This window comes from Paenibacillus sp. DP01 (genome assembly GCF_044784315.1).
GTDB classification, from domain to species: domain Bacteria; phylum Bacillota; class Bacilli; order Paenibacillales; family Paenibacillaceae; genus Paenibacillus; species Paenibacillus polymyxa.
Genome location: NZ_CP173059.1, coordinates 4,028,832 through 4,051,740, shown reverse-complemented (window position 1 = coordinate 4,051,740; position 22,909 = coordinate 4,028,832). Strand labels below are relative to the sequence as shown.

20 protein-coding genes are annotated in these 22,909 nt (G+C 43.1%); 17 read left to right on the top strand and 3 right to left on the bottom strand.

Annotated features, from left to right (window positions below; genetic code table 11):
* Positions 1-22 precede the first annotated feature (22 nt).
* The 13 genes from ACH59B_RS17725 (at position 23) to ACH59B_RS17665 (ending at position 12,578) form a co-directional block, all read left to right on the top strand.
* Positions 23-1,042, top strand: coding sequence for a ThiF family adenylyltransferase (locus tag ACH59B_RS17725; protein WP_017426865.1), 1,020 nt, complete (start codon positions 23-25; stop codon positions 1,040-1,042).
* An 86-nt stretch (positions 1,043-1,128) separates the two neighbouring features.
* Positions 1,129-1,572, top strand: a complete 444-nt coding sequence (locus tag ACH59B_RS17720) for a molybdenum cofactor biosynthesis protein MoaE (RefSeq protein WP_026065414.1) — start codon at positions 1,129-1,131, stop codon at positions 1,570-1,572.
* Complete coding sequence (locus ACH59B_RS17715) at positions 1,565-1,798, top strand: MoaD/ThiS family protein (protein WP_016821782.1); 234 nt, start codon at positions 1,565-1,567, stop codon at positions 1,796-1,798. Before ACH59B_RS17720 ends, ACH59B_RS17715 begins: the two co-directional genes overlap by 8 nt.
* 69 nt (positions 1,799-1,867) lie before the next feature.
* Positions 1,868-2,884, top strand: coding sequence for a GTP 3',8-cyclase MoaA (moaA, locus tag ACH59B_RS17710; protein WP_017426866.1), 1,017 nt, complete (start codon positions 1,868-1,870; stop codon positions 2,882-2,884).
* Between the two features lie 397 nt (positions 2,885-3,281).
* Entirely contained in the window at positions 3,282-4,109 is an 828-nt protein-coding gene (gene licT / locus ACH59B_RS17705) for a BglG family transcription antiterminator LicT (RefSeq protein ID WP_016821780.1), read from the top strand.
* A 116-nt stretch (positions 4,110-4,225) separates the two neighbouring features.
* Positions 4,226-6,142: a beta-glucoside-specific PTS transporter subunit IIABC gene (locus tag ACH59B_RS17700; RefSeq protein WP_017426867.1), complete on the top strand. Its 1,917-nt coding sequence runs from the start codon at positions 4,226-4,228 to the stop codon at positions 6,140-6,142.
* A gap of 28 nt (positions 6,143-6,170) precedes the next feature.
* A complete protein-coding gene (locus tag ACH59B_RS17695; RefSeq protein WP_017426868.1) occupies positions 6,171-7,628 on the top strand; it encodes a glycoside hydrolase family 1 protein in 1,458 nt (485 codons plus the stop codon).
* Positions 7,629-7,855: 227 nt separating this feature from the next.
* Entirely contained in the window at positions 7,856-8,692 is an 837-nt protein-coding gene (locus ACH59B_RS17690) for a methyl-accepting chemotaxis protein (RefSeq protein ID WP_017426869.1), read from the top strand.
* Positions 8,693-8,798: 106 nt separating this feature from the next.
* A complete protein-coding gene (locus ACH59B_RS17685) occupies positions 8,799-9,149 on the top strand; it encodes a hypothetical protein (RefSeq protein ID WP_206704146.1) in 351 nt (116 codons plus the stop codon).
* An 86-nt stretch (positions 9,150-9,235) separates the two neighbouring features.
* Entirely contained in the window at positions 9,236-10,042 is an 807-nt protein-coding gene (locus ACH59B_RS17680) for an alpha/beta fold hydrolase (protein ID WP_017426871.1), read from the top strand.
* A gap of 24 nt (positions 10,043-10,066) precedes the next feature.
* Positions 10,067-11,050, top strand: coding sequence for a sensor domain-containing diguanylate cyclase (locus tag ACH59B_RS17675; protein ID WP_017426872.1), 984 nt, complete (start codon positions 10,067-10,069; stop codon positions 11,048-11,050).
* A 39-nt stretch (positions 11,051-11,089) separates the two neighbouring features.
* On the top strand, positions 11,090-11,485 hold the full coding sequence (locus tag ACH59B_RS17670) for a hypothetical protein (protein WP_017426873.1): 396 nt from the start codon (positions 11,090-11,092) through the stop codon (positions 11,483-11,485).
* A gap of 130 nt (positions 11,486-11,615) precedes the next feature.
* Complete coding sequence (locus ACH59B_RS17665) at positions 11,616-12,578, top strand: AraC family transcriptional regulator (RefSeq protein WP_017426874.1); 963 nt, start codon at positions 11,616-11,618, stop codon at positions 12,576-12,578.
* 88 nt (positions 12,579-12,666) lie between these two features.
* On the opposite strand, the gene ACH59B_RS17660 is transcribed toward ACH59B_RS17665, so the two are convergent.
* Positions 12,667-14,244, bottom strand: a complete 1,578-nt coding sequence (locus ACH59B_RS17660; protein WP_090889651.1) for an S-layer homology domain-containing protein — start codon at positions 14,242-14,244, stop codon at positions 12,667-12,669.
* A gap of 302 nt (positions 14,245-14,546) precedes the next feature.
* Positions 14,547-16,307 (bottom strand): methyl-accepting chemotaxis protein, encoded by a 1,761-nt coding sequence (locus ACH59B_RS17655; RefSeq protein WP_017428315.1) that lies wholly within the window; start codon positions 16,305-16,307, stop codon positions 14,547-14,549.
* 251 nt (positions 16,308-16,558) lie between these two features.
* Between ACH59B_RS17655 and ACH59B_RS17650 the strand changes: the two genes are divergently transcribed.
* From ACH59B_RS17650 to ACH59B_RS17640, 3 genes are all read left to right on the top strand, one after another.
* The gene (locus tag ACH59B_RS17650; RefSeq protein WP_017428314.1) at positions 16,559-17,758 is read left to right on the top strand and encodes an MFS transporter; all 1,200 of its coding nucleotides are present in this window, start codon (positions 16,559-16,561) and stop codon (positions 17,756-17,758) included.
* 220 nt (positions 17,759-17,978) lie between these two features.
* Positions 17,979-18,305, top strand: a complete 327-nt coding sequence (locus ACH59B_RS17645; RefSeq protein ID WP_017428313.1) for a hypothetical protein — start codon at positions 17,979-17,981, stop codon at positions 18,303-18,305.
* A 22-nt stretch (positions 18,306-18,327) separates the two neighbouring features.
* Positions 18,328-18,729 carry a hypothetical protein gene (locus tag ACH59B_RS17640; RefSeq protein ID WP_017428312.1) on the top strand — a complete coding sequence of 134 codons (402 nt, stop codon included), beginning with the start codon at positions 18,328-18,330 and terminating at the stop codon, positions 18,727-18,729.
* 130 nt (positions 18,730-18,859) lie between these two features.
* Here ACH59B_RS17640 and ACH59B_RS17635 read toward each other — a convergent pair whose 3' ends face one another.
* Complete coding sequence (locus ACH59B_RS17635) at positions 18,860-19,861, bottom strand: hypothetical protein (protein ID WP_017428311.1); 1,002 nt, start codon at positions 19,859-19,861, stop codon at positions 18,860-18,862.
* Positions 19,862-20,139: 278 nt separating this feature from the next.
* On the opposite strand from ACH59B_RS17635, the gene ACH59B_RS17630 reads away from it, so the two are divergent.
* The gene (locus ACH59B_RS17630; protein WP_404302257.1) at positions 20,140-22,902 is read left to right on the top strand and encodes a family 78 glycoside hydrolase catalytic domain; all 2,763 of its coding nucleotides are present in this window, start codon (positions 20,140-20,142) and stop codon (positions 22,900-22,902) included.
* Positions 22,903-22,909 lie beyond the last annotated feature (7 nt).

Here is a 22,909-nt window from a genome sequence, read left to right as displayed (position 1 = left end):
TCAACGTTAGGGGGACATTGTGATGAAGGAACGTTATTCAAGACAGATCTTATTTAGACCCATCGGCAGTGAAGGACAACGTAATCTGTCTGAAGCTGTTGTTACCATTATCGGCTGCGGGGCACTAGGCTCCGCCATCGCTGAAACATTAGTAAGAGCGGGCGTCGGAGAGATTCACCTGGTTGACCGTGATTATGTGGAGACGTCGAATCTGCAACGCCAGCAGTTATTCACGGAGCAGGATGCTGCACAAATGCTCCCCAAGGTAACGGCTGCTGAAAAAAGGTTAAAGGCGATACGAGAAGACGTACGCTTGTATACCTATCTCGACAGCTTGGATACCGGGCTTGCTCAAGAGCTTGCTGGTAAAAGCACATTGCTGATGGATGCAACGGATAATTTTGAAACCCGGCTGCTTATAAACGATGCTGCACGAAAGGCTGAAATTCCATGGATTTACGGCGCCTGTGTTGGAAGCACAGGCGTTGTTTTTCCGTTCGTGCCGGGCAAGTCAGCTTGTTTTCGTTGCCTACTGCCATCGCTGCCGGCAATCAATCAGACCTGCGATACGGCTGGAATCATCTCGCCCGCAGTTCAAGTGACGGCTGCTCTCCAAAGTGCAGAAGCCATGAAATGGCTGAGCGGTAAACGTGATAAAATGCGCAGCAAGGTTCATTTATTTGATCTATGGGAAAATACGCAGATGGACATAGGGATTTCCCGCATCCGCAATCAGAATTGTCCGACCTGTGGAGAACATCCTGTGTTTCCTGCACTGACCGCATCCCGTCGCTCGGCGTATGCTTCGCTGTGCGGACGGGATGTAGTGCAGGTTCTTCCAGACCCTCATCGTCCGATTACGTTGGACGATGCAGAGAAAATGGGCAGGCTTATGGCGGAACGTGTAAAAAGGACCCCTTATTTCGTTGAATTTTATGCCTTTGAGCACCGAATGATTTTATTTAAAAACGGAAGGCTCCTCATTCACGGTATTGGAAGTATTGCCAGAGGTCAAAAGCTATACCATCAGTTGTTCGGTTAAACAAGGGATATAGATCCAGGAAATATAAATAGTGAGCAGAGTTTTCATAGCAGAGTAGCTTGCCAGGTGGCTGGAAGGTGGAAAAGATGAGTGTATTTGAAATCGTGACGGAGCCCATTCTTCCGCAGATTTATGCAGATTATGTCTTAAGACCAGAAGCGGGAGCGGTGACCGTGTTTACAGGGCACGTAAGAGAGTGGACCCAAGGCGTACGGACATTATATCTTGCTTACGAGGCCTATGTGCCTATGGCTGAGAAAAAGCTTGCAGAGATTGGCCACGAAATTGAACAGAAATGGGAAGGGACAAGAGTAGCAATTGCACATCGGATTGGTGAGCTTCAGATCGGTGATATTGCCGTTGTCATCGCTGTTTCTTCACCACACCGCTCGGATGCGTATAAGGCGAATGAATACGCAATCGAACGAATCAAGGAAATCGTTCCGATCTGGAAGCGAGAGATATGGGAAAACGGAACACAATGGATCGGACAACAAAAGAAAAAGCCGGAGGAAATCAGTCATGATTAAGCTGTACTATTTTGCGGGACTCCGTGAAGTAACAGGAAAATTCGAAGAAATGGCAGATTTGGCAGGCCAAACTGTAGGGGAATTATACAGTTGGATCACAGATAAATACCCGGATATGCCGATCAATTCTACACGAATTGCAGTAAACGAGGAGTACGCGTTGCTTACAGATGTACTGCAGGATGGAGATATCGCAGCTTTTATTCCGCCTGTCAGCGGCGGCTAGTGAAAGTGCTTGTCATGTGTCCATGTCCGCAACGTCAAATACAGCTAATGAAAAAAAGAAGGTGGTCACATGAGTTCACATCCGCTGAAGGACCCATTGCGGCGTCCGATTCGTGATTTACGTATATCTGTTACGGATCGCTGCAATTTTCGCTGTTCCTACTGTATGCCAAAAGAAATTTTCGGCGACGATTTTGCCTTTCTTCCCAAAAGCGAATGCCTATCGTTTGAAGAGATTCATCGGCTTACGGAGCTCTTTGTAGGCCTTGGGGTCAAAAAAATACGACTCACAGGTGGTGAGCCGTTAATGCGACCGAACCTTCCCGACCTTGTCTCTAGTATTTTGTCTATCAGTGGAGTTGAGGATATAGGGTTGACCACAAATGGTTTGCTACTAGGGCAACAGGCGCAACGCCTCTATGACGCGGGACTGCGACGGCTTAATGTCAGTGTAGACGCTCTGAACCCCGAGCTATTTGGGCAGATGAATGGACGGGGCATTAAGCCTGCGTTTATTTTGAAGCAGATCGATTTTGCAAGAGAAATCGGTTTTGAGATTAAGGTCAATATGGTGGTTCAAAAAGGTGTAAATGATTCTGAGATTTTGCCGATGGCTGCTTATTTTAAGGACCAGAGAATAACTCTTCGTTTTATTGAATTTATGGATGTAGGTAACGATACCGGATGGAGCTTCAAAAAGGTAGTAACAAAAGAAGAAATTATGGAGCGACTTAAGAATGAGTACGAGTTGGAGCCGGTAGATCAGAATTACTTTGGAGAAGTGGCAAAACGTTACCGTTATAAAGACAGCGACGCGCAAGTTGGCTTTATTACTTCGGTTTCGGATTCGTTTTGCTCATCCTGCACGCGTGCCCGTTTATCTTCTGATGGTAAGTTTTATACGTGTTTGTTTGCTTCAGACGGATTTGATTTGCGCCAGATGCTTCGTAACGGGGCGAATGATCAGGAATTACTTGATGCGATTACTTCAGTATGGGAACAACGCATAGATCGGTATTCCGATGAACGTACAGAACAGACTGCAAACAACAGAAAAAAAATTAACATGTCCTACATTGGCGGCTGACATTTTTATACGGGTAATGTGCCGTATTCGATGTGGATATTCCCAAAAAGAAAGCGCAAACATTTTTGTTGGCAAAACTTAAATTCGATGTTATTATGATCTTGGGATTGTTACTGAAAAGGCAAAACCCGGGACATGGAACTGGACTTCCATGTGTTGGGTTTTGCCTTTTCTTTTTGTATACAGATTTGAAATAACGTAGAAAGGTGAGTGATAGTGTAGGGCTTATTCCTCTTTATGAATGCGCTTTCATTTTAATGAGTTTATAAATCTACACATTATAGTTTGGTTTACAGCGAAAGCTTGATCGGCTATTACCGTCTTGTGACCTATCTGAAATATCGCCCAGCATCTAAATCCTTTTTTAGATTATTGCGGGATCAGGGGGGCAGCCAGAATGATCATAACAAAGATATTTAATAATAACGCCATAATAGCCAAAGATTCAAAAAGGCATGAATTTGTTGTTATGGGTCGTGGAATTGCATTCAAAAAGAATGCAGGAGAACAAGTAGAAGAGCATTTAATTGAAAAGGTGTTTGTACTTAAACAAAAAGATGCTTCAGAGAAATTTAAATTACTGTTAGAGGATGTCCCTACAGAATATGTTTCGTTATGCTATGACATCATTGAATATGGAAAGAGCATATTGGAAGCACAGCTGAGCGACTATGTATATGTTTCGCTTACAGATCACATGAACAATGCATTTAAAATGTTTGATGAAGGATTTAAAAATGCAAATCCGCTCATCTGGGAAATTAAAAAATTTTATCCTAAAGAGTTTGGAGTTGGCTTAAAAGCGCTGGAGTTTATTGAAGACGAAACAGGTAAACGATTGTCTGAAGATGAAGCAGGTAATATAGCTCTTCATTTAATCAATGCTCAAGTCAACAGCTCCTACCATAAAGTAGCGGATGTCGCTCAGCAAACTCAAAAAATACAGGATATCCTAAATATTATTAAGTACTCTTACAATATTACCCTGGATGAACACTCGACCAGCTATGAACGATTTATTACACATTTAAGGTTTTTCTTTCAGCGATTAATTCAAAAAGAAAAAAAATTAGCACTGGAAGATGATTTTCTATTAAGGCAAGTAAAAGCAAAGTACAAAAAAGCTTACAACTGTATGCTAAAGATTGAGAAATACTTGGACACGGTATTGTCAGATGAAGAAAAACTGTATATAACGATTCATATTCAGCGCGTAACTCAATGACCAATTGAATAACTCCTTGGATTGTTACTGGTAATGCAGGCGAAACCAACCTAGATCGAATTTGATCTATTTTGGTTTTGCCTTTTTTTATAAATACAAATAAAGGGGCAGTTACAATGAAGTATGAGACATTAGCAAAAGACATCATCAGAAATGTCGGCGGCAAAGAAAATGTAAATAGTCTAACTCATTGTATTACACGCTTGCGCTTCAAGCTAAAGGATGAAAATAAGGCCAATACAGAGGTTCTGAAAAATATGGATGGTGTCGTCACGGTGGTAAAAAGCGGGGGACAATACCAAGTTGTGATCGGTAATCATGTGCCCGAGGTTTATGCGGATGTTGCTGCGATAGGCGGCTTCCAGGCAGGTGATTCAGAAGAAACATCAGGTGAAAAAGTCAGTTTGTTCAATAGGTTTATTGATACCATTTCAGGTGTATTTACACCCACGCTGGGTGTCTTGAGTGCCACGGGTATGATTAAGGGTTTTACGGCCTTGTTTGTAGCTATAGGCTGGCTGACTGTTACATCGGGTACCTATCAAATTCTCAATGCTTTAGGAGACTGCTTGTTCTACTTCTTCCCTATTTTCCTGGGGTATACGTCAGCTAAAAAATTCAATGCCAACATTTTTATAGGTATGGCGATCGGGGCGTCACTTGTTTATCCAACCTTTAGCACGATAACAGCCTCGGGTAAACCGCTATACACTTTATTTAGCGGCACTATATTTGAGTCACCGGTATATATCACCTTCTTAGGTATTCCGGTCATTCTGATGAGCTATGCATCAACGGTTCTTCCGATTATTGTATCCACCTATGTAGGCTCAAAAATAGAAAATTTCTTTAAAAAGGTCATCCCTAGCGTAGTGAGAACATTCTTGGTTCCGTTTTTCACTTTGTTAGTTATTGTACCCTTAGCGCTGATTGTGATTGGACCACTCTCGACTTGGGCAGGTCAACTGCTTGGCGCAGCCACCCTCTTTGTGTATAACTTAAGCCCGATGATTGAAGGTATTATCATGGGGGCTTTCTGGCAGGTATTTGTTATTTTTGGACTGCACTGGGGTCTTGTTCCTATCGCTATGAACAACTTGGCGGTGCTCAAATTCGATCCGATCCTTGCTGCAACGCTGGGAGCCTCCTTTGCTCAAACAGGTGTCGTACTGGCGATTTTGTTCAAAACCAAAAATGTAAAGCTGAGATCCCTTTCCATTCCAGCTGTCATCTCCGGGATCTTTGGTGTAACAGAACCCGCGATTTACGGGATTACATTACCACGTAAGAAACCATTCATTTTAAGCTGTATAGCGTCTGCAGTAGGTGGCGGTATTATCGGAATGATGGGAACGAAAGGCTATATCATTGGCGGCTTAGGCATTTTCGCGATTCCGAGCTATATTAATCCGTCAGGAATAGACAGCGGATTTTATGGGGCTGTTATTGGTATCCTGGTAAGTTTCGTATTAGGCTTCTTGCTTATGTTTTTTGGCGGATTTAAAGATGATGAGGTGAAAGAAACGAAAAAAGAAGTTAGTTCAACGGGAGCAGCAAAAGGAGGAGAAGTATTAATAAGACAGGAGACGGTAATTAGTCCGTTAAAGGGTGATGTAAAACCTTTATCTGAGGTAACTGATGAAGCCTTTTCGACAGGTGCTCTGGGTAAAGGGATTGCCATTGAGCCTTCCGAAGGCAAGGTCGTTTCACCTGTTGATGGTGTCTTAACATCCTTATTTTCGTCAGGTCATGCGATCGGAATTACCAGTGATCAGGGCGTGGAAATTCTCATCCATGTAGGTAAGGATACAGTCAAATTAAAAGGTAAACATTTTTATCCCAAAGTAAAACAAGGGGAAGCCGTCAAAAAGGGACAATTGCTCATGGAGTTTGATCTGGAGGCTATCCAAGAGGCTGGTTATGTTCTGACTACTCCTGTAATTGTTGCCAACACTGCTAGTTACTTGGATGTTATTGAAACGGAGAAGAAGACGATTGGTTATAAAGAGGATTTGTTGACGGTCATGGTCTAAGATACCTATATTTTAGGAGGAATAAACAATGAACAATAATATAACCAAGGAGTTTCCACAAGGATTTTTATGGGGAGGGGCCACGGCTGCTAACCAATTTGAAGGTGGGTATAACGTGGATGGTAAGGGACTAAGCACTGCTGATGTAATAACAGCCGGGACGCATACTATTTCCCGAAGAATTACGCCTGTATTGGAAGAAGGAATGAACTATCCAAGTCATGAGGCTATTGATTTCTACCATCATTATAAAGAGGATATCCGATTATTTGCTGAAATGGGTTTCAAGGTTTTTAGAATGTCCATCGCTTGGTCCAGAATATTTCCTAACGGAGATGATATCGAGCCGAATGAGCAAGGCTTGCAGTTCTATGATCGTGTGTTCGCAGAATTAAAAAAGTACAACATTGAGCCGTTGGTTACGATCTCACATTATGAAGCACCGTTTCATTTAACCCAAAAATATAACGGCTGGTCAGATCGCAGAGTGGTAGATTTTTATGTAAGATATTGTGAAGTTCTTTTTAACAGATACAAAGATGTCGTAAAATACTGGCTCACCTTTAATGAAATCAATATCTTAACCTTGTCTTTTGGGGCGTTCATGGCTGGAGCGATGATGCCAGAGGGGAATGGAGAGCTTGCCCATGCTACAGTGAAGGATGAGCAGGTCCTGTATCAAGCTTTGCATCATCAATTTGTAGCCAGTGCAAAGGCAGTAAAGCTGGGGCATGAAATCAATAAGGATTTTAAAATTGGCTGTATGATTGCTTATATGTGTTCATACCCACTTACCTGTAACCCCGATGATGTTTTGCTCGCTCAACAAAAGGATAACTTGAGTAATTTCCTATGTTCAGATGTTCAAGTAAGAGGTGCTTATCCCGGATTTGCCAAACGATATTTTAAAGAACATAATATCCAAATTACGATGCAGGACAATGATGAGGACGTCTTAAAAGAAGGATGCGTAGATTTTTATACTTTCAGTTATTATTCATCCACTTGTGTCAGTGCAGACCCCAATCAGGAGAAGGTGGGTGGGAATTTATCCATGGGATTAAAGAATCCCTATTTAAAAGCAAGCGCCTGGGACTGGCAAATCGATCCGCAGGGATTGAGATGGTCCCTCAATAACATTTATAATCGATATGAAATCCCGTTAATGGTTGTGGAAAATGGTCTGGGCGCTGTGGATATAGTGGAAGAAGACGGCTCCATTCAAGATGCTTATCGAATTGATTATCTAAAGCAGCATATTGAGCAAATGAAAGAAGCCATTGCTGATGGAGTAGATTTAATAGGTTATACACCTTGGGGATGTATTGATCTAGTAAGTGCGGGAACCGGTGAAATGAAAAAACGCTATGGATTCATATACGTCGATAAGGATAATGAAGGTAAAGGAACACTTGCCAGATCCAGAAAGAAGAGCTTCTATTGGTATAAGAGTGTGATCGAAACTAATGGGGAACAGCTGGACTAAATATTAGTGTGTGTCTTCAAAAAGTGATGCAGTCAGCGCATGCCTATTCAGTAGGTATGCGCTGTTTGGATTTAAAACCAGCTTCCCTTCAGGAAACTACGGTGAATGTATACAGATTAGGAGATCACCATAGTCAATAGTATGTTAATTTTACTAAACACATGGGTTGAAAATGTCGAAATAAAGGGTAGGGTGGATAACAAAATATAAGGAAGTGGATACATATTATGAATCAAGTAGAAGCTGTTTTGTCTGCCATGCCGTTTATTAGAGAAGCTGCACGACATGATGTTTTAATATCTGTAATGGATAAAGAAAAATTTCTATTCTTTCAGTCGGGGAAAAGTTTAGTCTATGATTTCAAGGCAGGCGACCCTCTCCCTGATGTACACAAGAACTTCAAAATGCTAGTAGACGGAGAAAAGACCCGAGTTCGCTATGATGCCGAAGTTTTCGGGTTTGCTGCTGATTCATACTTTCATCCGATAAAGAATGAACAGAATGAGATTGAGGCAGTAATGTGCATCACCTATAGTATGGATAATCAGGATCAACTGAAGAAGTTGATGAGCCAAGCAGAGGATGTTACAAGCAAGCTAGTGGAAGGGATTCAGCATGTAGCAGCCCATTCGGAGGAGCTTAGTGCGACAGCCGAGGAAATTTTAAGCAATACGAAAAAGGCGGTTGAGGACTCTGGTAATGTGACTGAGGTGGCTGGCTACATCAAGGAAATTTCAGAGCAGACAAACTTGCTTGGACTAAATGCAGCCATTGAAGCTGCTCGGGTGGGTGAGGCAGGAGCAGGATTTGGGGTTGTTGCCGCAGAAATCCGCAAGATGTCTACGGGCACCAAGGAAGCCACTGGGCGAATCGAGCAATCCTTGCAAGCTGTCAGACAATCGGTTTATAGTATGGAACAAGAGATTACGCAGATTACTGTATCTTCCCAAGAGCAGGCCAAGCTTGTGTCGGAGTTCATGAATATTATTGATCAATTAAATGATACCAACCAAGGCTTGAGAGGTTTAATAGAGAAAATCACGAATGATGTGGATGTAAAATAAAGATTGGAAGAAGTCTCGGTCTGTGAATTGTGCATTCCGTCATGGAAATGTGATCACAGGGCGAGGCTTTTTTAAGTTTATTAAATCATTTGGAGTGGATACATATATGAATTTGAATGGGTTGAATGAACAGAGTTACACAGAACTAGAGGATTATTGGGTGCGTGTATTTCTAAATTTAGTACAAGATCAGGATAAAGAGAACTGGGTGATTCCTTATTACAACACATCCTTTTCTAATGGTCAGAAAGTTATGGATATGAACCCCATTTTTTCGGCTAAATCGAAAATAAGTCATAAATCCATCAGAATCATTCATGAAACGGTTAATGAGGGGGATGACGTTCACTATTGGTTAGATACGAATGGGAAAAACGAATTAGTTATTATTTGTTCCCCATCACAGCAACATGTGCACAAGGTAAAGGGGATCATTAAACGCTGGATTTATGAATGAGATCCATTATCCATAATCAAATCTTTTCCGATATAATAGGGAAGAGAAGCCATAGAACAGATACTACCTCAGAGAGGTGATTTACAATGACCGTTGATATTCTCCGACGTAATAATGTAAAAGTGTTGGGTACAGGCAGCCAGACGATTGTATTTGCTCACGGCTTTGGATGCGATCAGGATATGTGGCGTTATATCGTCCCTAGCTTTATCGACAACTACCAAATCGTCTTATTTGATTACGTTGGTTCTGGAGATTCCCAAATAAAATACTATGATTCCCAAAAATACAGTGACTTGCAAGGATATGCCCAAGATGTGCTGGATATTATGGAAGCGTTAGAGTTACGGAATATCATATTCGTCGGACACTCCGTTAGCAGCATGATCGGAATGCTCGCATCCATCCGAAGCCCTCAATATTTTGAACGCATTGTCATGCTCGGTCCTTCTCCACGCTATGTGAATGACCTGCCTTTTTATTATGGAGGTTTCGATAAGAGTGATATTGATGAATTACTGGATATGATGCAAATGAACTTTATTGGCTGGGCTAGTTACATGGCGCCCATTGCTATGCAAAATCCCGAGCGAGGGGACTTAACCGAAGAGTTGGAAAAGGCATTTTGCTCCAGAGATCCTCATATTGCACGGCAATTCGCAGAGGTTACATTTTTTTCAGATTGCCGTGTCGATCTTCCGCATGCTTCGGTTCCTACGCTTATTCTCCAGTGCTCAGACGATAGTATTGCTCCAATTGAGGTAGGGGATTATTTGCATACCCATCTTAGAAATAGCAGACTTCAGCAGATGAGAGCAAAGGGGCATTATCCTCATTTAAGCCAACCAGGAGAAACGAGCGATTTAATCAAAGAATATTTAGCCAGTGTGTAATATCGAAAGAAAGGCAGTCATGCAATGGATATTCAATTAGATAAAGCTCCCTGTGGATACTTTTCAATTTCGGACGCTGGGATCATTCAATCGGTAAATCAAACTTTATTGGACATGCTTCTTTATGAACGTGATCAATTGCTCGGGCGGCCGATTGAAACGACAATGTCTGTTACGAACAAGCTATTTTTTCATACTTATTTTTATCCCTACATCCAGTTGTACGGGCATGTTGATGAGATGTACTTCTCGTTTCGCACAAGTGATCGACAGGATGTGCCTGTACTTCTAAACGGAGTTCGGCAGGAACGCAATGGAGAAGCTGTTATTGATTGTGTAGTGCTTATGATGCGTAAGCGGATTGAACATGAGAAAGATATACTACAGACCAAAACCAAGCTTCAGGAATTATATCAGGCGACGAATGAAGCAAACCAGAAGCTTGAACGGTTGCACGAAGAATATGAAATCAAACAGCAGGAACTAGTGCGGATTAATCACCAGCTAGAAACGATGGCGTCAACCGACCCGTTAACTGGGCTTAAAAATAGAAGATATTTTCAAGATCAATTACAAATCAGCCTAGCCTCCTTTCAAGAGACCGGAATACCTTTCTCGTTGCTGATCATTGATATTGATCGTTTCAAAAACATTAACGACACTTATGGTCATCCGGTGGGCGACCTGGTGCTCACTAATCTGGCTGAGTTACTACAATCCATGTCACAGGAGATGGATATTGTCGCTCGTTATGGTGGCGAGGAGTTTGTCATTATTCTTCCGGGCAACGACGCAGAGGAAGCCATTCGTGCAGCAGAAAGATATCGCTCCACGACGGCCTCAAGGGATTGGGGAGATTACAGCATTACTGTGAGTATTGGCGTGGCAACGGTTACGCAAGCGGATACGGAACAATCGATAGTTCATCAAGCAGATTTGGCACTGTATGCTTCCAAGAGTGGCGGGAGAAACCGGGTCACGCATGCAGCAAGTCTTATAAAGAGATAGATAGAGGCTTCATAACTATATGAAGAGCTGGAGGATAAAATGGGCGAAGCGTACAAGCTGGACTGTGATATCTGTGCTTATACTGAGAACATATTTGTGGGGTTTGGTTTATTGTATATGCGTTTGGAATCCATTGCTTCGTTTGTACAGGATGCTGCCCTTAAACGGCGTATTGAGGAATTCATAGGCAACCCTTCGGCGAGATATGATGCTTATGACGCTCTGTATGTGTGCCCGGTCTGTCAGGCCATCCGCAATGAATTGTTTATTGAGATGGAATCGGACTCATCACAGTATAAAATTTCTCATGCTTGTCCTAGATGCGCGAGTGTTATGCAGCAGGAACACATTGAAAACAATGTGCCGGTTCATTTGAGCTGCCCAGCATGTGAGAAGGGTAAATTGAAGGCAACGTTTTATATGGATTGGGATTAATAGATTCCCCGAATATCTCCACAGCATACTCCAATAAGCCTGGTCAAACCAGTCAAATTCAGCTAATATTAATGATAACGATTCTCATTTGTGGTATCAGAATGAATGAAAACCTTTGAGGTGAACGCCTGTGAATTCAAATTCGTTATCATTAATATATCAGCATTATTTAGAAAAAACTCCGTTTAGAAAACAAAACGAGCATACGTATATGATGTTACCGGAAGCGGGCGACGGACATATTTACCGAGTTACGACTTACAGCGGAATCGAGATTGTGTATTCGCATATTCAATATCACGAGCCTTATCCGACGAACTTTGCCTCCAGAGGACAAATGATTGAACTTCAATTTGCACTTTCGGGTCAACGTCATGTAAATATAGCTGGTCTGGACTATACGCTCCCGATAGGGCGGGGTGCTCTTATTTTTTTACAGGATTTCAAAGCATATTTCCATCCTCCCGTTAACGAACAATACCAATCCTTTGCGCTTGGCATTCCTGTCTCGTTGTTTAATTATGCAGCTTCACAGTTGGCAGCTCGTCGACAGGTAGCTATTGAATTTAATCAAATTCTGAAGGGTGCTGCGTTCCATCATCTTAGTTTTGAACTGGATCACAGAAGTATAGTGATGATTGAACATTTGATCAAAGACTTGAAAAGTGTGCATAAATCGCCTTTATTAATGGAAGCAGCGGCACTAGAGATTTTGAATAGGTTTATGATTCAATTATTTGATTTAACTCCCATGCCCGAAGGCTTATCTAAAGAAGATGTCAGAAAGTTGCATATGGCTCGGCAAATCCTTGAATCCAGCATGATTGATCCTCCTTCACTGATCGCATTATCAAAAAAGGTTGGATTAAATGATTTTAAATTAAAAAAAGGATTCAAAGCATGTTTTGGAACAACTGTATTTGAACATTTGCGCCAAATTCGTCTTGAATATGCGATGAAGCTGCTTCGAAGCCAGGAAAGCAATGTAACAGAAGCTGCGATGGCTGTAGGATACAGTAATGTGAGTGCATTTTCAGAGCAATTTTTCCGGGAATACGGAGTGAAGCCATCATCTTTAAAGAAAGTATTTTAAAAATTCTGTTTTGACCATGTTAAAAAATATTAAGTAAACAAAAAGCTGGAACCCGTATAGATAGGATTCCAGCCTTTTTATTTGGTGCTTATTTCACGAAAGTTTCAATGCCATCTGTATCGATGGTTGAAGTATGGGTACGAGACGCTTCTTCAATATTTTTGAATGCCCAGTAATCTGTTGGTACATCCTTCCATGTAGCCTGAATGGTTCCTTCCAGGGGTCCTCGTTTTAAGATTGTGTTCAAAATTGTAACGGTTTCTACGCGTGTTATATATTTATTGGGTTGGAAGCTTCCATCATTATAGCCGGTAATCCATCCTGCATTAGCTAACGCTACAATGGAATCTCTTGCCCAATGTTTTTCGATATCGGTATAAGGAGAAGCTGTGGTTTGTGTTCCTTTAAGCTGCTTCCAGGATGCGAGTATTGCTGCCATTTCTGCACGGGTAATGGGTTGCTCTGGTCGAAATGTTCCATCTGCATACCCATTCATGAGGTGCTGTGTCGTAAGTGCTATAATCGAATCCTTTGCCCAATACGTGCTAGGTACATCTTTGTATGTCGTTGAGCCTTCTTTTGTCTCCAACTTCATAATCCTAGCCATCATCGCAGCGGTTTCAGCCCGTGTAATCGACTGGTCCGGTCGGAAAGTACCATCCTGATAACCCGTTATATATTTTTCATGCGCAACCTCGGATTGCTCTACTGGCATGATTTCTGGAGTCGGTAAAACCGTTGAAGAAACCGATGGTGATGAAGGTGTGGTTGTTTCACTGGAAGAAGATGAATCACTGCTATCCGTGTTATCCTTCTTATCTTTTTTATTGCTACTGCTGCTGTCGTTATTGCTAGTATCACCAGTTCCGCCAGTGCTTGCATTTCCATTTACAACCTGTATATACGCTTCAGATGTACTCGGGGCAAATCGAGCATCCCCGCTGTATATAGCAGTGATCGCGTGGCTTCCCACACTTAAGTCTCTTGTAGTGTAGTACCCATTGGCATAGCCGTTCGAAATGCCCACCGGCTCCATCGTCAGCGTATCTAATACATTCGTGCCGTCCATAAGAATGACCGTTCCAGTTAAATCGCCCGAAGTTTGTGGGTTTGAAGTTGTCCTCACGCTAAACCTTACTTCTTGACCTTGACTAGACGGATTCGTCGAACTCAATACTGTAGTTACTGTAGGTCTCAGTGAAGGTGTAGGCGCAGGTGCAGATGCATTTACGACCTGAATGTATGGCTCAGATGTACTGGGAATAAAACGAGCATCCCCACTATATAAAGCCGTAATCGGGTGACTTCCCACACTTAGATTACTTGTGGTGTAAGTGGCAGTGGCATATCCATTCGCAATGCCATTTGGCCTCATCGTCAGCGTATCTAATATATCCGTACCATCCATAAGGACCACCGTGCCGGTTAAATCCTTCGTAATTTGTGGAGTTGAGATGGTTTTGATGCTAAACGTTACGGATTGACCTTGTTTAGAAGGATTTGTCCAACTCGTTACTGTGGTTTCAGTAGCATACACAGCATCCGTTACACTAGGTACTGGTGAGGAGGTTGCATACACAGCACTCTCGGAAAAACTCCATGTCCAGGTTCCAAATAAAACGATAATAGCAAGATAAGATAAACAAAAAGACTTGATTTTACGCATAAATTTCCTCCATAAAATTCCGGTGTCACGATGAACTTACTAGGATCCTCCATGATGACTAACCTACTAATATAATTTTTCTTTCTTACACTACTGATTTACTATACTAAATGCCTCTGAACCAATTCTGAACCAAATCGACAAAAACCGTGCCCAATTCACATCGCTAGAAGGGGATCACGATTTGCGAGCCTTTTCCGTAATTTCTCAGAGCAAATGCAAAAAGGGTCAACCAGAAAGAAATGGTTGACCTCATAATATGAATGACAGTTTAGCGTGATATTTTGGAAAGACTTATTCCGTTAGTATTTAAATTTGACCGTTAGATCCTGTAATTTCTGTGACATATCCGACAAGGTCGTTGCCAGGCTGGTGATCTGCTGCATCGAAGCTAGCTGTTCTTCTGCAGACGCTGCAATATTCTGCGAGTTGTCCGCCGCTTGGAGCGCCAGACTCGAAACGTTTTCTCCACTTGCTGAAATTTCCTGGACACTTGCGGTTATTTGCTCCGTGATGCTTGCAAGCTCTTCCGTTTGCTGTGCGATATGATTGGTGGACGCCACAATTTTGTTAAACTGCTGCTCCGTCTCATTGGCAATTTTAATGCCGGAGTCGACATCCTGTTTTACGCGTTCCATGGTCTGAAGCGAATGCTCCATATCTTTGCGCATATTCTGAATCAACTCAGAAATCTGCCCGGAAGACTGATTCGATTGTTCGGCCAGCTTTCTTACCTCTGAAGCAACTACGGAGAAACCGCGGCCTTCTTCGCCTGCACGGGCAGCCTCAATCGAAGCATTTAAGGCAAGCAGATTGGTCTGCTGTGCGATATCCGTAATGGCATGTAGCATCGTGTCGATCTGTTGAGTGCGTTCATCCAACATTCTCATAACCGCATCGGTTTCATTGACGGAATGGTTAATCAAGTCCATTTGCTTCACTGTATGTTGTACAGCAGTACCGCCAAGGCTCGCCATTTCCATCGCGTCTGCAGACGATTCAGCAATAGTCAAGGAGCTATCCGTGATCCGTTGCATACCTATTGAAATTTCCTCAAGCGAGCTGGTTGTCTTCTGAAGCATCAGTTGCTGCTCCTTCGCACCGGCCGCCGATTCCTGAATCGCAATGGTGATATGCTCGGTTGCCTGTCCAGTGTGCTCTGCTCCAAGGGTCAATTCTTTTGAGGAAGCAGCGACCTGCTTGGTGGACAGGTTTACCTCACCGATCAGAAATCGAATATTTTTAATCATATAATTGAAGTCCTGTGCAAGCTCACCGATCTCATCTTTTGAATTCATTTTGACTTCTTGGACTGTTAAATCACCGTCCGCAACTGAGTTAAGCCGCTTTGCAATCGTGATAATAGGTTTCGTAAAACGTCCCGAAACAAAGCTTACGATAACTGCTCCCAGAATAACCGCAACAGCCGTAATAATCAGGACAATATAAAGGACTTTGGTCGCTCCGCTGTTAAATTCGTTAAAATATGCTCCAGAACCGATGATCCACCCCCAATAAGGATCCTTTTCAACGTACGAGATTTTCGTCTCTACTTGATCTGTACCAGGTAAAGCCCATTTATAAGTGACGAATCCCCCGCCGTTTGTGCCGGCTTCTACAAACTCTTTTCCCACATGCACACCGTCTTCGGATACGGCATTTATTAAATCCTGGCCTTCATTTGAAGGGTTCATCACTGAAACCGCATCTTGGTTGACTGCCCACGGATAACCTGTTTTACCTACAGTATATTTAATCTTTACCGGTCTTTTGTTATTAGCATCTTTTACACCGAGCAGTTCGATGCGCAGTTTTTCCTGTGCTTCCTCCAATGTTAAATTACCGGCTTCGACTTGCCCATTGAGGAAACTAATCATACCAATTACCATTTGCACACTATTCTTAAGTGCCACTTTGCCTGATTCATTCATTTCATTCTTGGAAACAACATAAGAACTGCTTCCAATCACAAAAGTAGGTACAATTAAAATAATCAAGCACATTATGGTTAACTTCGCCCTTAACGATCTCACCTTCATGATTGATCCTATCTTTGTTTTCACTGTGATTTCCCCCTTAGAGATCGATATACAGACTCAACCCACAACTGCATTTTGTTACTAAAGGTAAAAAGACTGTACATCATATATCGTAAAAACTCGTCAGGAAATTAAGCCCTTTCAGCCTGGCTGCTATTTTATAGGCTAAATTAAATCCGTTTAACCGCAAATTTATCCGTCTATAGGCAGTAGCTTTTTGGTATGCTCCGTATACTTCTGCATAGAGAGAATCTATAACAGAGGAGTGTGCGAGGATGAATAGAATAAAAGGGAGCATCTTTTTCAGTGTTTTTGTGGCTATGCTAGGGCTCATGCTCATTGCTCCAATTATGCCGCCCCTTATTCGTGAATTAGGCTTAAGAGAAAGCCATTCCGGAATAATTATATCGCTTGGTTCTATAACGATGGCCTTAATGGCTCCAGTATGGGGAAATCTGAGTGATGCAAAGGGCCGCAAGCCTGTGATTTTGCTTGGGTTTATAGGGATGTGTGTAAGCTGTCTGTTGTTTACGCTTACTCTTTTTGCAGGATTAAAGGGTTGGCTCAGTGGGGGACTGCTGTTAGTCCTGCTGATTGTTACACGCGGCTTAATTGGCGGCTTTATCCCGGCGGTGTTGTCATCTTCCCAAGCTTATATGGGGGATGTAACGGAGGGTGAAGAGCGTGGAAGTGGTATGGCTATTATTAGTGCGGCGAATGGGCTTGGGCTGGTATTTGGCCCCGCGATTGCAGGTGCCTTTACTTTAATAGGACTGTTATGGCCCTTATATTTTGGAATTGTCATTGCCGCTGTTGCATTCGTGGTGTCTCTACTGGCGATTCCGGCCGCCCAGCCTGTTATTCAGCAAAAACCTGCTCGAATTAATCCCCTCCAGCCAGGTCTAAGAATGTATTTGTTTGCAGGCTTGGTTACGATGATTAGTATTGTGACTATTCAGGTTATAGGTGGTTTTTATTTTCAAGATCAGTTAGGTCTTACATCCGAAGAAACAGCAAGAGTTGTTTCCTTTGGACTTATGTTCTCCGGAGCAGCGATGCTGATCGTGCAGATCATCCAAATGAAATGGCTTAAATGGCAGCCTAAGCCGATGATTTTGCTCGGTTCTCTATTCCTGATTGCTGGAATGGCATTTTTTCTGATTTCAGCCAGCTTGGTCCTTTACTATGCAGCGTTCTTTATGTTTGGCATAGGCACGGGCTTACTGATGCCCGGATTTATGGCAGGTGCTTCGCTTTCGGTCAGTCAAGAACAGCAAGGGGGAGCAGCAGGGCTGGTAGCTGCGATACAGGGAATTTCCGCGATCATTGCTCCTATTTTGACGACCACTTTATATCGAGTAGACAAATATATTCCCTTTATTCTTATAGCGGTTCTGGTTGCTTGTATGGCTATCGTTATGCTGGGGGTAAAAAAGGGAGACGGGAATAGTAAGCCTGTGCCTGACAAGGCATGATAAATAAAAGAGTGGTTAGATGAATCCATAGGCTTCCGGAGTATACTCATCGGAAGCCTATATCTATTATAATAAGTTATAAGAAATTTCAGGAAAATCAGAAGGGAGTGAAGAGCTTATGGAAATCCGGCCAAAATGGGCGGCATTAAACAAAAAATATAGCTTGTACGCACTCAGGTCTTTAAGTCAGGTTTTTTGAAAACGTGTTGGAGGAATGCAGATGGGTTGGGAGTATGGAATTAAGGTCGCAAATGTTAAGGATATTAAAGCGCTAATGGAACGCTTAGCTGAAGCATTGCCTAGGATTGACGGATATCGGATGCAAAGGGATGAGGATGGTTTTGTCCTGCTTCAGAATAATTCTGATTGGCCTGAAGCGCTCCAGATTTCATTGGAAGAGGCAAGAAATATTGAATATTTAGAAGATGATGAACCTTATATCTATTGTCTATTTCATATCGGCGGCGGAGATGCGATGAGGTTGAGGGAAGGAATGTGCAGGGTGCTGGAAGAAGAGAAATGCGCTGCGGATTGGTTCGAGTTATAGCCGAAGAAAGGAGTGGGTGAGATTGAGTAAGAAGGACAAAAAAGAGATTCAGACACTAATCTATCGCTATAGCGGTCCACGAGCCAATATTGGATATACTTTTGAACCGTTGCGTTATGGGGATGCTGATGAACCGAAGCTGGAGGAGATGATATTCATCTACGCAGATGACTTTGATATCGTGCTGTCTGCGTTAAAGTCCAAATATCCACTTGTCGATCCTGATACGGGAGAAACGTATGAGGCTTTTGACCCCTGCTGGGATAATCCGATTCAGGCGTCGGTATGGCATGAAATATTAACACAATTGGATACTTGGCCTACCAAGGAGTCAGAATTACGCCTATTTATCGATTCCTTTACAGCATGGGTCAGAGCGCATCTGAAGCAAGCAGATGGTATTATCGTGACCGGAAATCTGTAGAGAAGGCCATGCACTGCAATCCGTATTTTTGCTGCCCCTCGCTTCGAGGGGCGACCGGACGGCGAGCCACTGAGTCGAGTGCCTGGTTCTTTGCAGTACACGCGACAGTCTCCTTGTTGCAACTGGATTATTAACGGTGCTTTTGGTTTCTGATTAACGTTTGCTCCAATTCGGTATCTGCCATAAATTTGCTGGCAGATACAGCAAGCTGATATTGATTGGTGCCCATATTGTTAGCGGCAGGTTGAAGAATCCCTTTTATTGTTTGCCATAATGAAGAGGCCTGCAGGCTTTCTGCCCCAAAATGCAAGATGATATGGATACAGGAGGTAATAATATTGCGACCAAGTCCGTACAGGAACCATTCTTTTTCCTTCGTAATAAGCGGAATAATGGTGACCATCGTTTCCCACGCTTCATCCAATCGACCTGTTTCAATGAACTTCTCTGCCAAGTTAGATGCAGTAGAACAGTAATTATGATGATTTCCTTCTGTTTTTTCCATTTCGGCCAGCTTTTTAAGGGCTTCAATTTCACCTTCTGGATGGTTGCGCCATCTCTCATGATAAACGAGTGCCTGTAAATTTTCTTTGTTCCAATCCGTCTGCTCTCTGATCCACAAATCGATAAATAATGATAGATACATATCTTCTCCGAGCTCACTCGCGATATTGATGCAATCCTCAAGATCAGCTGTATCTTTGCTGAACAAATATGTTTCCAAAATCAACTCAGGGTCAAACCCGGCATATGTATCGAAATTGGCCTTCTTGGCCTGCTGGAACAAAATTTGGTCCTGCTCACGCTCATACTTTTGCAGTAAAAAAATGGCGTAATACAGAGCATCGCCAATCCCCTGAAAACTGTTCGTTTCCCTGTCTATAATCTCATTCACGAGCAGCCTTCTCACAATCGGTTCGTAATGCGGGGCATCTCGATCCTCACGATTATACATAGCCAAAAGCACCTTCAGGCGATTGGTATAATTGGCATCACTTTTTCCATATTCCTCATTGTGTTGCTCCAAATAGTCAACCTTCGAAAAATCGGCGTGATCACTTACTAGACTCTGCAGCATTTCATCATAGGGTGCCATCATCTGATCCAGCAGCCTTTTGTAGTTCGTTTCCAATACTGTGATTCTCCTTTCTTGATCGGCTTAATACTACAATCCATATGTATATAAAACAAGCGATTTCCTTTTGAGACGGGATCGCTTAGTGTAGCAGCGATGTATACACGTACATATTTTTCTAATAGACCCATTTTAAGATTCAATATAAGGGTTGGACATTCAACACCTGTAAATCAAGCATACAACATGCAGGGATACAACATTGCGCACAACTATTGGAAGCGTTTTAATTTGAGTATAGAAACACAAAAGAAGACCTCAGGGAGGACATACGAATGCTAAAAGTGAAAGCGCTTAGATGTGAACATTTAAACAATCCGATTGGACTGGGCTGCCTAAAGCCGCGACTAAGCTGGCAAATTGAATCTGACAACATATACGTTTTCCAAAAACGCTTCCAATTGCAAGTATCCATACATCCTACTTTTGAACCGCTGTTTTGGAATCATTTTTGCTATTCGGAGCAATCCATTTTGTTTCCCTATGGAGGTCCTCCACTGGAATCCGGACAACGATACTATTACCGGGTAAAAGTATGGGCTCAGGGAGCAGGTGACATCGAACCGGAGGAATCGGAATGGAGTGAGTTTGGCTTTTGGGAAATGGGGCTGCTTTCTGAGCAGGACTGGAAGGCAGAATGGATTACAGTGAAGGAGCGAAGCCTCCATGAACAGTTTCAGACGAGAGCCCCTTTTGCCGCTTCCAAGTGTTTTTCAGTTGAGGGAAAAGTGAAAAAAGCAGTCATTTATGCCACAAGCCTTGGTTTGTATGAGTTGGAGCTAAATGGACAAAGAGTAGGCGATGCCTATTTTACCCCGGGATGGACAGATTATAACGATCGTGTCCAGGTGCAAGCCTATGATGTGACTTCTACCATTCGAGAACAACATAATCGCATCACAGCCACGGTAGGAGAAGGCTGGTACAGCGGCTATCTAGGCTGGCAAAAGCGCAAGGATACCTATGGGAACACGAATGCTTTGTTATTTCAAATGAAGATTAGCTATGAAGATGGCCGTTCAGAACTCATTTGCTCAGATTCTTCCTGGGAGGAAACGAGCTGTGCCATTTTGATGTCGGACATTTATAACGGCGAAATCTATGATGCCCGATTGGAGCAGCAGGCAGGCGAGCATCGCTCCTTGAATGAACGGAAAATGATGCAGGTCGTCCCGTTTCCGTTAAGTCATCTGGTTGCTCAGGAGAACGAGCCTGTCCGTGTAATGAACCGATTAAAGCCTGTTGAACTGATTCAAACGCCTAAAGGCGAGCTGGTCCTTAACTTGGGTCAAAATATGGTAGGCTGGCTGGAATTTAAAGTTGAAGCTCCTGAGGGTACGGTTCTGAATTTGATACATGGTGAAGTGCTGGATCAGCAAGGGAATTTTTACCGAGATAACATTCGGGATGCAGCGCAGCAGATTACGTACATTTGCAGCGGCAAGGGGACGGAGATATTTAGGCCGCATTTCACTTTTCAAGGCTTCCAATATGTGAAACTTGAGGGCTTTCCGGCTGGCGTAGACATTGAAGATTTTACGGGCGTTGTTTTGCATTCAGATATGGAGACAATTGGCTTGTTCGAGACATCCGATCCAAAGCTCAATCAACTCCAGCACAATATTGTATGGGGGCAAAAGGGGAACTTCCTGGATGTGCCGACCGATTGCCCGCAGCGTGATGAGCGATTAGGCTGGACCGGCGATGCACAGATTTTTGCCAGAACGGCCAGCTTCAATATGAATAGTGCTTCCTTCTTCCGAAAGTGGCTGAAAGATTTGGCTTACAACCAGTTGGAGAATGGGGCTGTGCCTTTTGTCGTGCCGGATGTCCTCAAAGGAACCTTTGCTGACAATATGGACAAAACGACGGCAGCATGGGGAGACGCGGCGGTCATATGTCCGTGGACGATCTATCAATGTTATGGGGATAAGCAAATTTTAGCCCAGCAGTATGACAGTATGAAAGCATGGGTCGATTATATCCGTGCACAGGGGACTGAGGAGCATCTGTGGGATAGTGGTTTGCAACTGGGAGACTGGTTGGCGCTGGACAGCGAGGAAGGAAGCTATTTTGGAGCGACCGATGGAACGCTGGTAGCGACTGCATACTTTGCGTATTCGACTCATATTTTGGCGCAGACGGCCAAACTGCTGAATCGCTATACCGATTACAACACCTATCAAAGCTTGCATGAAGGGATTAAAGCCGCTTTTGCGGACCGTTATTTTGATGACGCTGGCAAGCTGACTTCGAATACCCAAACTGCACAGGTTGTGGCTTTGCACTTCGGATTGGTACCGGAAAGGTATAAAAAGCAAGTGATCCAGGAGCTCGTACGGCTGATAGAAAAAAATGATATGCATCTGGATACCGGCTTTGTGGGCACACCCTATCTATGCCTAGTTTTATCCGACAACGGCTATACAGATGTAGCTTATAAAATTTTATTCCAGAAAGATTATCCTTCCTGGCTCTATCAGGTTGAACGTGGGGCCACGACCATGTGGGAGCATTGGGACAGCATCAAAGTGGACGGCTCCTTCTGGAGCACTGATATGAATTCGTTCAATCACTATTCGTACGGTTCAGTTGGAGACTTTATGTACCAAAATATTGCCGGTATCGATGTGCTTGAAGCGGGCTACAAAAAGTCACGGTTAGCACCCAAACCGCCTATTAATCTTACTTCGGCCCATGGCAAGCTGGAGACACCATATGGTGCGCTTGCTGTCCATTGGAAAATCGTGAATGAAGAAATGCAGATGACGGTTCACGTACCACATAATACGACGGCTGAGATTACGCTTCCAGGCGTTATGGAGCTGGATACGCTACAACAGACCATTACCACACAATACCCGTCCATTCAGTATCCGCCTGGTAATGTGCCACAAGAGCTGGCCGGGGAATTAGGTTCTACCGGAGAACAGGCGACTTTCCAAAAAAGTGGAGACCATGAATTGACGTTTACCGCCGGGTCTGGACAGTATACGTTCCAATACAAATACAACCAGAGACTAAATAACATAGACTAGAGGTGAG

Coding starts and splice junctions, on each gene's coding strand:
- ACH59B_RS17645 (WP_017428313.1), top strand. CDS start 17,979: ATGGGTTGGGAGTATGGAATTAAGGTCGCAAATGTTAAGGATATTAAA.
- ACH59B_RS17715 (WP_016821782.1), top strand. CDS start 1,565: ATGATTAAGCTGTACTATTTTGCGGGACTCCGTGAAGTAACAGGAAAA.
- ACH59B_RS17700 (WP_017426867.1), top strand. CDS start 4,226: ATGAAGTATGAGACATTAGCAAAAGACATCATCAGAAATGTCGGCGGC.
- ACH59B_RS17685 (WP_206704146.1), top strand. CDS start 8,799: ATGAATTTGAATGGGTTGAATGAACAGAGTTACACAGAACTAGAGGAT.
- ACH59B_RS17690 (WP_017426869.1), top strand. CDS start 7,856: ATGAATCAAGTAGAAGCTGTTTTGTCTGCCATGCCGTTTATTAGAGAA.
- moaA (WP_017426866.1), top strand. CDS start 1,868: ATGAGTTCACATCCGCTGAAGGACCCATTGCGGCGTCCGATTCGTGAT.
- ACH59B_RS17675 (WP_017426872.1), top strand. CDS start 10,067: ATGGATATTCAATTAGATAAAGCTCCCTGTGGATACTTTTCAATTTCG.
- ACH59B_RS17670 (WP_017426873.1), top strand. CDS start 11,090: ATGGGCGAAGCGTACAAGCTGGACTGTGATATCTGTGCTTATACTGAG.
- ACH59B_RS17680 (WP_017426871.1), top strand. CDS start 9,236: ATGACCGTTGATATTCTCCGACGTAATAATGTAAAAGTGTTGGGTACA.
- ACH59B_RS17630 (WP_404302257.1), top strand. CDS start 20,140: ATGCTAAAAGTGAAAGCGCTTAGATGTGAACATTTAAACAATCCGATT.
- ACH59B_RS17650 (WP_017428314.1), top strand. CDS start 16,559: ATGAATAGAATAAAAGGGAGCATCTTTTTCAGTGTTTTTGTGGCTATG.
- ACH59B_RS17720 (WP_026065414.1), top strand. CDS start 1,129: ATGAGTGTATTTGAAATCGTGACGGAGCCCATTCTTCCGCAGATTTAT.
- ACH59B_RS17725 (WP_017426865.1), top strand. CDS start 23: ATGAAGGAACGTTATTCAAGACAGATCTTATTTAGACCCATCGGCAGT.
- ACH59B_RS17695 (WP_017426868.1), top strand. CDS start 6,171: ATGAACAATAATATAACCAAGGAGTTTCCACAAGGATTTTTATGGGGA.
- licT (WP_016821780.1), top strand. CDS start 3,282: ATGATCATAACAAAGATATTTAATAATAACGCCATAATAGCCAAAGAT.
- ACH59B_RS17660 (WP_090889651.1), bottom strand. CDS start 14,244: ATGCGTAAAATCAAGTCTTTTTGTTTATCTTATCTTGCTATTATCGTT.